A 12,663-nucleotide genomic window follows, 5' to 3' on the forward strand; every position below is an offset into this window, starting at 1 on the left:
ACCGTCAGCTCTCGCTGCTGCTGTTCATCCCCTGTTGGATGGCGCCCATCACCGAGTCGTCGGCGAGCGTGGTGACGTCGCCGACCTCGCGGTGCTCGGCGACGTCGCGCAGCAGCCGCCGCATGATCTTGCCGGAGCGGGTCTTCGGCAGCTCGGAGACGACCAGGATGTTGCGCGGACGGGCGATCGCCCCGATCTCGCTGGAGACGTGCTTGCGCAGTTCGTTCACGACGTCGTCGTCGCCGCCCTCCGCGCTGGCACGCAGGATGACGAACGCCACGACCGCCTGACCGGTGGTGACGTCGGACGCGCCGACCACCGCTGCCTCGGCGACCTTCGGGTGCGAGACCAGGGCCGACTCGATCTCGGTCGTCGACAGGCGGTGGCCCGAGACGTTCATGACGTCGTCGACCCGGCCGAGCACCCAGATGTCGCCGTCCTCGTCGCGCTTGGCACCGTCACCGGCGAAGTAGGTCCCCTTGAACCGCGACCAGTAGGTGTCGACATACCGCTCGTCGTCGCCCCAGACGGTGCGCAGCATCGCCGGCCACGGCTTGTTCAGCACCAGGTAGCCGCCGGAACCGTTGGGCACCGAGTTCCCTGCATCGTCCACGACATCCGCGGAGATGCCGGGCAACGGCTGCATCGCCGAACCGGGCTTGCCGCTGGTCACGCCCGGCAGCGGGCTGATCATGATCATCCCGGTCTCGGTCTGCCACCAGGTGTCCACCACGGGGGTCTTCCCGCCGCCGATGTTCTCGCGGTACCAGATGTAGGCCTCCGGGTTGATCGGCTCGCCCACCGACCCGATCAGCCGCAGCGTCGACAGATCGTTCTTGGCCGGGATCTCCGCACCGAACTTCATGAACATGCGGATCGCCGTCGGGGCGCAGTAGAGGATCGTCACCTTGTACTTCTCGATGATCTCCCACCACCGGCCGGGGTGCGGGGTGTCCGGGGTGCCTTCGTACATGATCGAGGTGGTGCCGTTGATCAGCGGCGCGTAGACGATGTAGGAGTGCCCCGTCACCCAGCCGATGTCCGCGGCCGTCCAGTAGACGTCGGTCTCCGGCTTGATGTCGAACACCGCCCAGTGGCTGTATGCCGTGCCGACGAGGTACCCACCGGTGGTGTGCAGGATGCCCTTCGGCTTGCCGGTGGTGCCGGAGGTGTACATGACGTAGAGCGGGTGCTCGGCGTCGAACGACTCGGGGGTGTGCTCGGTCGACTGCTTGCCGACGAAGTCGTCCCACCACAGGTCGCGGCCCTCGGTCCAGTCCACGTCCTGGCCGGTCCGCTTGGCCACGATCACGTTGCGCACGTCCGGGCACTCGGTGAGCGCCTCGTCCACCGCAGGCTTGAGGGCGGACGGCTTGCCCTTGCGGTAGCCGCCGTCCGCCGTGATCACGATCTCTGCCTCGCAGCCGAGGATCCGGTCGCGCAGGGCGGTGGAGGAGAAGCCGCCGAACACCACGGTGTGCGGTGCGCCGAGGCGGGCGCAGGCGAGCATCGCGACGACCGTCTCGGGGATCATCGGCATGTAGATCGCGACGCGGTCGCCGGTCTTGACGCCGAGCTCGATCAGCGCGTTGGCCGCCTGACAGACCTCGTCCTTCAGCTGCGCGTACGTGATGGTGCGGGTGTCACCCGGTTCGCCCTCGAAGTAGTAGGCGACCCGGTCCCCGTTGCCGGCCTCCACGTGCCGGTCCAGGCAGTTGTATGCCGCGTTGATCTTGCCGCCGACGAACCACTTGGCGAACGGCGCGTTGGACCAGTCCAGTACCTGCTCGAACGGGGTCTCCCAGGTCAGCCGCTCCGCCTGCTTCGCCCAGAACGCCTCCGGGTCGGCCTCCGCCTCGGCATACGCATCGGCCGTCAGGTTCGCTGACGCCGCCAGATCGGCCGGCGGGTCGAACCGCCGGGTCTCGCGCAACAGATTGGACAAAGTGGATTCGGCCATTGGTCTCTCCCGTAGGTGGACGTGATGCAGAGCACAACACTAGTAGCCGGCAGGTTGCACTGACGTTGCGTCCGCGCACGCGGGAGCAGCGCTGTTGCTCATGACACCAGTACAGCCGGTCGCCGCCGCCGGCGCACCTGTCTGATCGGGTAGATCCCGGTCGCAGCGTCATTGCAGCCTTGCGTTCCTACGCTCGTCAGCACCCGTCCGGGCGGCGACCGGTCGACCTCGTGGCAGGTGTTCGCCGCCCGGCATCACACCCGTTCATCTACTCACAGGAGTGAGCGTCATGTCTGAAACCGCAACGCGCGAAGTAGTTCAGGAAGCCCCGGATGTCATCGAGCAGGAGGTCCCGGCGCTCGCCGGCGATCCCGCGGTCATCGGCGTTCCGACCTTCATCGCCGGCTCGATCGCGCTCGGGCTGGTCCTCACCGGTTTCGTTCCGGCGGCCGCCGTCGGTGCCTCGATCCCGATCATCATGACCGCCACCGGCATCGGGCAGGTCATCGCCGCCGTGTGGGCCGCTGCGCTCGCCCAGAACGCGGTGGCCGCAGTGTTCGGCACGTTCGCCGGGTTCTGGCTCAGTTATGCGGCACTCGTGCTCGGGCTCACCCACGGGTGGTTCGGCGTCGTGGCCGCGGACGCCGTGCGCACCCAGGAGCTGTTCCTCACCACGTGGCTGTGCGTGATCGTCATGCTCACCCTCTTCTCGCTGCGTCTTCCCCTGGTGTTCACGATCCTGTTCGGCCTGGTCGATGCGGCGCTGCTGCTGGTGCTGTTGGGAACCACCCAGGCCAGCGCGGGCCTGACCAAGGCCGGTGGTTTCGCGGTGTTCGCGTTCGTGCTGGTGGGCGCGTACCTCTTCTGCAACGCGCTGTCCGCAGCGACCGGAGGACGCGGGCTTCCGTTGGGCCGGGCCGTGCTGCGGTGACGCACGACCGGAACCACCCTCAGCGCCCGGTGGGCGGGTGCGTGGAGCCGAGACCGATGTCGAGCCGGTGCAACTGCCCCTGCACCATCGGTAGCAACGGTGAGTGCCGGTCGAGGGTCTGGGACTGCATGAGCCACATCTGGTAGTCGTCGGCGCCCCAGCTCGACCTGGTCCACTGTGACATCAGCTCGGGCTGGGCGCTGCGCAGGACGGCTTCACGCAGCGCGGACTGGACGCTGTCCCGGACCCGGCAGGCGCCAGGAGCGACGGACCTGGGCAGTACCGGGCCGCGGTAACCGCGCATGGCTGCCGCGACATCGCCCACCGTCAGGTGGGCCTGGACGGCGAGCCAGTCCGAGGTGATCTCGGCAGCCAGCCGGTAGGGTCGCGACTCCAGCAGTTCCTCGCCGAGAAGGGCACGCAACCGGGTCATCTCGGCCCGCAGGGTCGAGGAGACCACGTCCTCCTCGTACAACTCGACGCCGAGCTCCGGTCCGGACAGCCCGGATGGTGTACCGGCCAGCAGGAGCAGGATCTCGCTGTGCCGCGGGCTCAACCGGAGGCGACTGGCGTGCTCGCCGTGTGCCGGGTGCACCGTCAGCACGGCCTCGGAACGGCCGAGCACCTCCAGCCGGATCCGCGGACGTCGCCCCGGTGCCGCCGGAGGCGCCGACCGCGGCCGCAGCGCTCGCGCCAGCTCCATCTCGGCCACGCGTGCAGCGGCCCGGACCATCGCCAGCGTCTGCGGTCCGACGACACGCGCCGCACCCGTCACGTCCAGGACGCCGAGGATGCCGCCTCCCACCGGATCGCGGATCGGTGCCGCCGCGCAGCCCCATGCCTGCACGGTGCGCCGGAAGTGCTCGACACCGGCGACCTGTGCCGCTTCGTTCAGGGCGAGGACCATCCCGGGCGCGTTCGTCCCTGCGACCCGCTCGTCCCAGTTGCTGCCCTCCACGAAACAGATCGACTCGGCCTTCCGGAGCGCGGCCGCATGACCACGGACCCAGAGGAGCTGCCCCTGGGAGTCGGTGACGGCCATCAGTGATTCGCAGGCGATGGCAGCCTCGCCCAGGACATCGTCGAGGACCGGAAGGATCCGCGCGAGCGGGTGCGCCACGCGATAGTCCCGCAGGGTGTCGGAGGACAGCGTGATCGGTGCCTCCGCAGCGTCCGGGTCGACTCCGGCCGCGGCGGAGCGGTACCACGAGTCGGCGACCTGGGCACGCATGCTGGCCGCCGGTCGTGGAGTCATCCCATCAGTACAGCCGTAACCCGACCGCGGTACACCTGGCTGATCGGGTAGATCCGGCCCGCAGACGTCCGCCTCCCGACGGACGGCAGCGGTCGTTCACCGCGTCGCGGTGAGGTATGCGTGCAGCGTTTCCAGGGCCCGTTCGAGGACGGTCGGCAGGTCCTCCGCGGGGTCGGCGAGCCATTCGCCGTAGCCCGCCATTGACAAGGAGAGGGCGACGTGGCTCGCGGTCTGGGGGAGCAGGTCGTCGGGGCCGGACCCGGTGCGCTCGGCCACGTACTCGGCGATCACCCGGCGCCAGTCCGCGTACCGCAGCACCGAGTGCGCCTGGAGTTCGGGGGTGGTGAGGATCAGCTGCATGCGAGCGCGGTGCTCGGCCATGGCTTCGGGCGGGAACCGATTGAACTCGATGACGGCGAGGTGCACCGCCTCGTGCAGCGGGTGATCGTCGAACGACCGCAGGATGTCGCGGAACCCGTCCAACGTGTCGTCGAACCGCCCCCACGGGATGTCGTTCTTCGATCGGTAGTAGCGCAGGAGGGTCCGCCTGCCGATACCCGCGGCGAGCGCGATGTCATCGAGAGTCGTTCCGGCAAAACCACTTTCGGAGAAGAGCCGAAACGCGACGCGCTCGATCTCGGCGTGTGATGTCACCACCGGACGGCCCACTCCTGCACGGGTGGAGACGGTCGCCATGTGAGTCAACGTACCCCACCCCTTCCTTTTGGCCCTGAGTGCCATTATTGTGTGCTGCACATCACACCGCGATCTCGCGGTGTCGCCAGCCCCGAAGGATGGACCGCGATGAAGCTCGAGAACCCGTGGAAGCAGAACCCTTGGTTCGAGTCCGTTGCCGTCGCGCAAGAGCGCGCTCGCAAGAAGTTGCCCGCCCCGGTGTATGGCGCGCTCGTCGCCGGCTCGGAGCGCGGTCAGACCATCGACGAGAATCAGCGCGCCTTCGCCGAACTCGGTTTCGCACCACACGTCGCCGGGCATCAGCCGGAACGGTCGATGAACCGGGAGATTCTCGGCCAGGAGGTCTCGCTGCCGGTCCTGATCAGTCCGACGGGCGTGCAGGCCGTGCATCCGGACGGCGAGGTCGCCGTTGCCCGGGCGGCGGCCAGCCGGGGCACCATCATGGGTCTGTCCAACTTCGCCAGCAAGTCCGTCGAGGACGTCGCCGGCACCGGAGCGTCGACGTTCTTCCAGATGTACTGGACGGGCGAGCGCGACGTGATGATCCAGCGCATGCAACGTGCCCACGCGGCGGGCGTGAAGGGTCTGATCGCCACTCTCGACTGGTCGTTCTCGATGGGTCGTGACTGGGGCAGCCCGGAGATCCCGGAGAAGGTCGACCTGAAGACGATGGTGCGGTTCGCGCCCAAGGTGGCGACCAAGCCGCGGTGGATGTGGCAGTTCGGCAAGACCGGGACGATCCCGGACCTGACAGCGCCGAACCTGCAGCCGCCGGGCGGCGACGCGCCGACCTTCTTCGGCGCCTACTACGAGTGGATGACGACCCCGCCGCCCTCGTGGGAGGACGTCGCCTGGATGGCCGAGCAGTGGCATCAGCTGAGCGGGACGCCGTTCGTCCTCAAGGGTGTCTACCGTGTCGACGACGCACGTCGCGCCGTCGATGCAGGAGTGGACGCCATCTCGGTCTCCAACCACGGCGGCAACAACCTGGACGGCACGCCGGCGACCATCCGCGCGGTGCGGCCGGTCAGCGAGGCCGTGGGCGACCAGATCACGGTCCTGCTGGACGGCGGGGTCCGTCGCGGCTCCGACGTGGTGAAGGCGCTCGCGCTCGGTGCGCGCGCGGTGCTGATCGGTCGCGCGTACCTGTGGGGACTCGCGGCCAACGGTCAGACCGGTGTGGAGAACGTCCTCGACGTCCTGCGCAGCGGCATCGACTCGGCGCTCCTCGGCCTCGGGTTGTCGTCCATCGACGAACTGCGGCCCGAACACCTGCTGATCCCTGCCGGCTTCGACCGAGCGGTCGAAGGCCACCTGAACACGGTGTGACGGTGCCCTACCGCAACGTTCGAGTCGGGCGCGCGGGAGCCTTCGGCCAACTAGAGTTGAGTGCTCCGGATGGTGTTTGCCATCAGCGTCGATGTGGGACCGGGGTCTGACATGCCAGCCGCTAGCCTCGCCACCACACCGGCGGCCGCAACGGCCGCCGGTCTGGTCAAGTTCCAGGCGCCGGAGATCGTCTTCGGTCCCGGTGCACTCGCGGAGGCCGGTTACTGCGCGCTCCGCCTCGGTGCGAAGCGCCCGATGGTCGTCACCGACGAGGGGATCATCGAGGTCGGCTGGGTCTCCGCGCTGCAGCAGCACCTGCACGAAGTGGGGCTGACGCCGGTCATCGTGTCGGGTGTGACGCCCAACCCCAAGGAGCACGAGATCGCCGCGGCGCACACCCGGTATGCCGAGGAGGGTTGCGACGTCGTGATCGCCCTCGGCGGCGGGTCGGCCATGGATGCTGCCAAGGGTGTCGCGATCCTGGCGGGCAACGGCGGCCGGATCCTCGACTACGGCGGGGTCGACCAGGTGCAGGGCCGGATCCCGCCCATGCTGATGATCCCGACGACCTCCGGCACTGGTGCGGACGTCAGCCAGTTCTGCATCGTGACGGACACGACGCGGCGGGTGAAGGTCACCATCATGGGCCGTGCCCTGGTGCCGGACATCTCCATCACCGACCCGCGACTGCTCGTCACCATGCCCGAATGGCTCAATGCCGCAACGGGTTTGGATGCGCTGACGCACGGGATCGAGGCCTTCGTGTCCCGGGCGCACAACCCACTGGCGGACGTCCACGCCCTGAGTGCGATCGGGCTGGTCGACCAGCACCTCCAGAGGACCGTGGCGGACCCGGGTGATGACGGCGCCAGGGTCGGTATGGCGCAGGCCAGCCTCAATGCCGGCCTTGCATTCAGCAACGCGATCCTCGGCGCGACGCATGCGATGAGTCACCAGGTCGGCGGTCTGCTCGACGCACCGCACGGTGTGATCAACGGGATCCTGCTGCCGCACGTGATCCGCTACAACGCGAAGAGCTCCCCGGAGCGGTTCCTCGAGATCGCAGCGCGTTTCGGCATCGTCGTACCGGGTGCTCCGGCGGACGAGGTGGCCGACCGGTTGGCCGAACGCGTTCGTGCGCTGGGCGATTCGCTGGGCGTGCCGAAGTCGTTGAGCGCACTCGGGATGACCGAGGCGGACGTCGAGTTGCTGTCGCGCAACTCGCTGGAGGACGCGTGCATCACCACGAACCCGCGGCACTCCGAGGCAGCCGACATCGCGCGGATCTTCCGCGAGGCGTTGTAGACCGGCAGCGCCATCGACCGTGAGCACCGATCCGACGAACGACCTGTCCCGGCTGACCGGTGTCCGCACGGGCAAGAACTCCTACTACCCGGCGTTCGTCAGGTCGAGCCGCCGGATGCAGCGGACCGTCCGTGCCATGGACCGGATCTCCAGCGTGGTGGTCCGGACCGTCGAGGGTCCGCGCGGTGTGCTGGAGGAGGTGGCACGCGCCGCGGCGGGGCACCTGGAGGCACGCTGGGCGCTGTTGGCGCTCGGGGACGAGCACCTGCGCGGCGCGCGCCCCCGGTTCGTGGCGATCGGTCCGGGTGGTGCGAGCGAGGACCGGCCGGAGGGTCTGCCGGAGGAGGTTGCGGTCGAGCTCGCCGCCATCCGTGCCGGTGACCTGTCCGTCGGCGCCCTTCAGGACGACTGGCTGCGTGCCCCGATGAACCTCGAGGGCCGACAGATCGGCGTGCTGTCGGTGCGCCCGGGCCTCGGCGAGGACCCCGAGCCGGAGGACCTTGCGGTGCTGCGCATCCTGGCGAACCAGGCCGCGGTCTCGTTGCACACGTCCGAGCAGTACCAGGCGAGTGTGACGCTGCACCGCAGGGCGCAACGGCTCAATCGCGCGGCGGAGCTGCAAGCGCGCGACCTGGCGGCGCGCACCGCCGAGTTGCAGGCGGCCGAGAAGCAGCTTGCGGTCGCCATGCAGCGTGAGATCGTCGGCAGCGAACGTCATCGCATCGCCCGCGAGCTGCACGACAGCGTCACGCAGTATGTGCTGTCCGCGGGGATGGCGGTCGAGGTCGTGCGCGGCGACGCCGAACAACATGATCTCGGTCCGATGGTCGAACAGCTCGCGAGAGCAAAGGAATTCACCCAGATCGCGGTTGCCCAGTTGCGGACCGCGATCTACGCGCTGAACCAGCCACCGGACGAGGAGGCGGCGTCCCTGGAGGAGCTCATCGAGCAGGTGGTCGCGCATCACCGGCCGACCCTCGATGTACGCGTCGTCGCTGAGGGGCCGGTCACGGACGTCCCGCCGGCGGCGAGTCAGGACCTGGCACGCTCGGTGGGCGAGGCGTTGTTCAACATCGCGGCGCACGCCGGAGCCACGCGGGTCATCGTCCGGCTCCGTTACCGCCCGTCCTCCCTGACGGTGTCGATCGCCGACGACGGTTGTGGCGACCCGACGGCGCTGCGCCGGATGCTCCGGCTGGAGCAGCGCGCGGTCGGTGACGGCCGGCATCGCGGGCTGGCCAACATGGACGACCGGATCCGGTCCCTCGGTGGCACGCTGACCTTCCGTCGAGCGCGCCTGGGCGGCCTGCGGGTCGTCCTGAACCTGCCGCTGCCGGTGCCGACCGGCCGCTCCGCGTCCCACCCACAGGAGGTGTCATGACAGCGGTCGACGCGCAGATCCGGGTCGTGCTCTGCGACGATCACGCCATCGTCCGGCAGGGCCTGCGGTCCATCCTGGAACGCGACGAGCAGATCAAGGTCATCGCGGAGGCGTCGTCCAGCGGGGAATGTCTCGCGGTCGTGGGCCGGACGACCCCCGATGTGCTGCTGCTCGATCTGAAGCTGTCGACGTCCAGTGACACCGAAGGCCTGGACCTGACCCGACAGGTCGCCGAACGTCACCCGGATGTCGCGATCCTGGTGCTCACGACCTTCCTCGACGAGGACCTGGTGCTGCAGGCTGTGCAGGCCGGTGCCAAGGGGTATGTCGTCAAGGACGTCGACACCGACGCACTGATGCGCGCCATACACGATGTGAGTCGGGGGGAGTCGGCGTTCGACGCCCGGAGCGCGGCGGCCATGGTGCGGGGGATGCAGGCGCCGGCGCCGGACACGAAACCGGGACTGTCACCCCGTGAGCTGGAGGTGCTGCGGCACCTCGCGCGCGGGTTGTCCAACCGGGAGATCGGCAAGCGGTTGTATGTCGGGGAGACGACCGCGAAGTTCCACGTCGGGAACATCCTGCGCAAGCTGGGGGTCTCCAGTCGTGCCGAGGCCGTCTACGAGGCGACCAAACGCAACCTCCTGTGACCGCCGCGGTGACCGAATAGCGGGGATCGAGCTGGCCGAGTACCGGGGATCGAGCTGGCCGAGTAGCGGGGGAGCGTAGCGGAGGAGCGTATCGAGGTCGCGGCGGTGACCTCGACAAGCTCGGCCAGCTCAGGGGGGGCTTCGGCCAGCTCAGGGGTGGGCTCGGCCTGCGACCCGAGCTGGCCGAGTAGCGGGGGAGCGTAGCGGAGGAGCGTATCGAGGTCGCGGCGGTGACCTCGACAAGCTCGGCCAGCTCAGGGGGGCTTCGGCCAGCTCAGGGGTGGGCTCGGCCACCTCAGGCGTGGGCTCGGTCTGCGACCCGAGCTGGCCGAGTAGCGGGGGAGCGCAGCGGAGGAGCGTATCGAGGTCGCGGCGGTGACCTCGACAGGCTCGGCCACCTCAGGGGTGGGCTCGGCCACCTCAGGGGTGGGCTCGGTCTGCGACCCGAGCTGGCCGAGTAGCGGGGGAGCGCAGCGGAGGAGCGTATCGAGGTCGCGGCGGTGACCTCGACAAGCTCGGCCATCGCACGCGGTGGCCGAGTAGCGACGAAGGAGCGTATCGAGGTCGCGGCAGTGACCTCGACAGGCTCGGCCATAGCACGCGGTGGCCGAGTAGCGACGAAGGAGCGTATCGAGGTCGCGGCGGTGACCTCGACAAGCTCGGCCACCTCAGGGGTGGGCTCGGTCAGCTCAGGGGTGGGCTTGGCCCGCCGCACGGGCCGCCACCTCAGTCCGGTCGGTCGAGGAGCAACCAGCCGCCGTGGTGTTCGTAGACCTGCCAAGGCCATTCGGTCGCGGCGGCCCGTGCCCAGCCACGCAGGTCGTCCAGGCCGAGGCTGCGCAGGTGCCCGAACTGTTGTGCCGGCTCGTCCTCGAACGGCACGGCGACGACCACGCGGTGACGGGCGACGCGGCACGCCTCCCGGATGATCTCGACCGCGGTCTCGTCGGGCACGTGCTCCAACAGGTGTATGGCGAGCACCGTGTCGCAGCTCGCGTCCGGGACCGTGATCCGTGCGGCGTCGCTGACCTGTGTCGTGACCGGTAGGTCCAGCAGTTCGCTCATGTCTCGCAGCAGGTGGACCGATCCGGCCGACAGGTCGCTCGCGGTCAGCTCGAGGCCGGCACGGGCCAGGCGCAGCGCCTGGAAACCGAAACAGGTGCCGAGTTCGTGCACCGAGCGACCGCGCACCACCTGCCCGACATGCGCGTGCACGGGCGCGTACGCGGCGATCGAGCCACGCCCGGTGGGCCTCGCGATCTCCTCGTCGATCCGGCGAATCGTGTTGCGGTAGAAGTTGAGCCACGCCTGCTGTGGGGTCTCGGCGCTGGTCAGCACGATGCCGACGAGCAACTCCTCGAAGAGCCTGGGTCCACGGATCCACCCGGCGTCGAACAACTCCGTGCTCAGCTGACCGGAGATGTCGTCGCTGACCATGTCGGGCGACAGGTCGTGCTCCAGGAGCAGCCCGGTGCCGACCCGGCCGATGTCGAAGTGCTCGGTCCGGGCGATGCTGAGGCGCCGTTGATCGACCACCTGGCGACGGCGCACCGTGACGGACTCGCTGCGGTAAACGCCTCCCGGGCTGGCCCGGTAGGCGTTCAGCTCGATCTCGTCGACGCCGCTCATGTTCCGCCTTCGGCCATGACGTGGGAGAAGTCGCGCAACTGGCGCAGATTGTGGACGACTTCGACCTTGTCGCAGTGCTCGGCATACAGCGGCAGGTCGCACCGGCCGAGCGCCCACGAGTAGCGCGGCTCGGGCGTCAGCCAGACCACGGACCTGGCCCGGCGCGCCAGTTCGGCGAAGGTGTCGAGCGCGGGGTCCTTGCCATTGCCACGCCCGTCCCCGATCACGATGACGGTGGTGCGGTGGTTGACCGCGGAGCCGTATTCGTCGAGGAACTGCCGGAGCGAGGCCCCGTAGTCGGAGTCCGCGTCGACGTCGACCTTCCCGCCGTCCGACTTTCCCGCGAGGATCTGCGTAAGCGCCTGCTGCACATGGTGATCCGCGAACAGGGTGGTGATCTCGGCGCACTCGTCGACGAAGACGAACGAGCGGACCTGGGAGGCGATCGACTGCAGACTGTGCACCAGGTGCAGGGCGAACGCCGAGGTCGCACGCACCGACAGCGACACGTCGCACAGGATGACCAGGCGCGGCCGGTCCTCCCGGCGGCTGACCAGCACCGGCCGGAACGGAACCCCGTCGTACCGCATGTTGGTCCGCATCGTGCGGCGGCTGTCGATCACACCGGAGCCGGAGACGTGCCGTCGCGGTCGTGGAGCGCCGCGCAGGCTGCGCAGCAATCGCCGCAGGGAGTCCTCGAACGCGATCCGCTCCGACTCCTCGATCATCTCCGCGCGCGCCGCTTCCACCTCGCGGGATTCGACGTCCTGCTCGCTCAGCAGACTCTCCAGGTGTTGCCGCAATTGCTCGGGCAGTCCGGCCAGCAGCGGGGCGAGGCGTTCGCGCAGGGCCGCCAGGTCGGGGTCGATCTCCGGCTCGGCGGCGTTCTCGTCGTCCGGTTCGCCGAGCCAGCTGAGCAGTGCCATCTCCTCGGCGACCGACAACTCCGCGTCGATCTGCAGGCCCTCGCTCTTGGTGAGCCGGCCCGGGGTGCCGGGATTGTGCAGCCGGCTGGTGCTGATCTGCACGCGGGCCGCCTCACCGGCCGACGCCCTGCCGTCCTTGGACATGACGATCTCGTCGGTCATCGACGCCATGTCGAGTTTGTTGGCCTCCTGGTGCAGGTTGTACTGCTGTGCGAGGTCCTTCTGGTCGAAGTAGTCGCGGATGTCCTTCGGCGCGTCGTGTGAGTGGCCGTCCTGCGGTGTGTCGGACAGCTCGTCGGACAGGGTGAACTCGAGCAGGTCCCCCTCGTCGCTCAGGTCGTCGTGCGCATGGCCGTGCTCCTTGGGGCGGGTGACCACGGCGCGCAGGTGGAAGAAGCGGTCGAAGACGTCGTCGAAGACCTCCAGGTCGCGCCGGTCCTTGACCAGCGAGACAGCCAGCGCGGTGCGCAGCACGTCGCGGTCGGCCATGATGCCCGGACGTGCAGCGGCTTGTACGGCGTCGAGCGCTTCGGAGACGCTGATCCGCATCCCGTGCAGGCGGAGGAACCGGACGAACCGGAGTACTGTGCCGTCCACCGCG

At 69.0% G+C, this 12,663-nt stretch carries 10 protein-coding genes; 5 read left to right on the forward strand and 5 right to left on the reverse strand.

Annotated elements, in window-relative coordinates; all coding sequences use genetic code 11:
• Window positions 1-4 precede the first annotated feature (4 nt).
• Complete coding sequence (gene acs / locus FHU39_RS07555; RefSeq protein ID WP_183319782.1) at window positions 5-1,960, reverse strand: acetate--CoA ligase; 1,956 nt, start codon at window positions 1,958-1,960, stop codon at window positions 5-7.
• 289 nt (window positions 1,961-2,249) lie between these two features.
• On the opposite strand from acs, the gene FHU39_RS07560 reads away from it, so the two are divergent.
• The gene (locus tag FHU39_RS07560) at window positions 2,250-2,891 is read left to right on the forward strand and encodes a GPR1/FUN34/YaaH family transporter (RefSeq protein ID WP_183319783.1); all 642 of its coding nucleotides are present in this window, start codon (window positions 2,250-2,252) and stop codon (window positions 2,889-2,891) included.
• 19 nt (window positions 2,892-2,910) lie between these two features.
• Here the strand turns inward: FHU39_RS07560 and FHU39_RS07565 are convergent, their stop codons facing one another.
• Window positions 2,911-4,146, reverse strand: a complete 1,236-nt coding sequence (locus tag FHU39_RS07565; RefSeq protein WP_183319784.1) for a GAF domain-containing protein — start codon at window positions 4,144-4,146, stop codon at window positions 2,911-2,913.
• A gap of 96 nt (window positions 4,147-4,242) precedes the next feature.
• On the reverse strand, window positions 4,243-4,842 hold the full coding sequence (gene mftR / locus FHU39_RS07570) for a mycofactocin system transcriptional regulator (RefSeq protein ID WP_183319785.1): 600 nt from the start codon (window positions 4,840-4,842) through the stop codon (window positions 4,243-4,245).
• A gap of 108 nt (window positions 4,843-4,950) precedes the next feature.
• Here mftR and mftD point away from each other — a divergent pair, with 108 nt between their 5' ends.
• From mftD to FHU39_RS07590, 4 genes are all read left to right on the forward strand, one after another.
• On the forward strand, window positions 4,951-6,171 hold the full coding sequence (gene mftD, locus FHU39_RS07575; protein WP_183319786.1) for a pre-mycofactocin synthase MftD: 1,221 nt from the start codon (window positions 4,951-4,953) through the stop codon (window positions 6,169-6,171).
• Window positions 6,172-6,282: 111 nt separating this feature from the next.
• On the forward strand, window positions 6,283-7,476 hold the full coding sequence (locus FHU39_RS07580; RefSeq protein WP_183319787.1) for an iron-containing alcohol dehydrogenase: 1,194 nt from the start codon (window positions 6,283-6,285) through the stop codon (window positions 7,474-7,476).
• A gap of 19 nt (window positions 7,477-7,495) precedes the next feature.
• Window positions 7,496-8,857 carry a MadS family sensor histidine kinase gene (locus tag FHU39_RS07585; RefSeq protein WP_343065776.1) on the forward strand — a complete coding sequence of 454 codons (1,362 nt, stop codon included), beginning with the start codon at window positions 7,496-7,498 and terminating at the stop codon, window positions 8,855-8,857.
• Window positions 8,854-9,507: a MadR family response regulator transcription factor gene (locus tag FHU39_RS07590; RefSeq protein ID WP_183319788.1), complete on the forward strand. Its 654-nt coding sequence runs from the start codon at window positions 8,854-8,856 to the stop codon at window positions 9,505-9,507. Before FHU39_RS07585 ends, FHU39_RS07590 begins: the two co-directional genes overlap by 4 nt.
• A 726-nt stretch (window positions 9,508-10,233) precedes the next feature.
• Here the strand turns inward: FHU39_RS07590 and mftM are convergent.
• Together mftM and FHU39_RS24945 are read right to left on the reverse strand one after the other, a co-directional pair.
• Window positions 10,234-11,136: a mycofactocin oligosaccharide methyltransferase MftM gene (gene mftM, locus FHU39_RS07595; RefSeq protein WP_183319789.1), complete on the reverse strand. Its 903-nt coding sequence runs from the start codon at window positions 11,134-11,136 to the stop codon at window positions 10,234-10,236.
• Window positions 11,133-12,659, reverse strand: a complete 1,527-nt coding sequence (locus FHU39_RS24945) for a VWA domain-containing protein (RefSeq protein ID WP_183319790.1) — start codon at window positions 12,657-12,659, stop codon at window positions 11,133-11,135. The genes mftM and FHU39_RS24945 overlap by 4 nt, the downstream gene beginning before the upstream one ends.
• Window positions 12,660-12,663 lie beyond the last annotated feature (4 nt).

Origin of the sequence: Flexivirga oryzae (assembly GCF_014190805.1) — a bacterium.
GTDB classification, from domain to species: domain Bacteria; phylum Actinomycetota; class Actinomycetes; order Actinomycetales; family Dermatophilaceae; genus Flexivirga; species Flexivirga oryzae.

Bases quoted from the DNA above. Each gene is read 5' to 3' on its own strand.
- mftD (WP_183319786.1), top strand. From the start codon at position 4,951: ATGAAGCTCGAGAACCCGTGGAAGCAGAACCCTTGGTTCGAGTCCGTT.
- mftR (WP_183319785.1), bottom strand. From the start codon at position 4,842: ATGGCGACCGTCTCCACCCGTGCAGGAGTGGGCCGTCCGGTGGTGACA.
- FHU39_RS07560 (WP_183319783.1), top strand. From the start codon at position 2,250: ATGTCTGAAACCGCAACGCGCGAAGTAGTTCAGGAAGCCCCGGATGTC.
- mftM (WP_183319789.1), bottom strand. From the start codon at position 11,136: ATGAGCGGCGTCGACGAGATCGAGCTGAACGCCTACCGGGCCAGCCCG.
- acs (WP_183319782.1), bottom strand. From the start codon at position 1,960: ATGGCCGAATCCACTTTGTCCAATCTGTTGCGCGAGACCCGGCGGTTC.
- FHU39_RS07580 (WP_183319787.1), top strand. From the start codon at position 6,283: ATGCCAGCCGCTAGCCTCGCCACCACACCGGCGGCCGCAACGGCCGCC.
- FHU39_RS07565 (WP_183319784.1), bottom strand. From the start codon at position 4,146: ATGACTCCACGACCGGCGGCCAGCATGCGTGCCCAGGTCGCCGACTCG.
- FHU39_RS07590 (WP_183319788.1), top strand. From the start codon at position 8,854: ATGACAGCGGTCGACGCGCAGATCCGGGTCGTGCTCTGCGACGATCAC.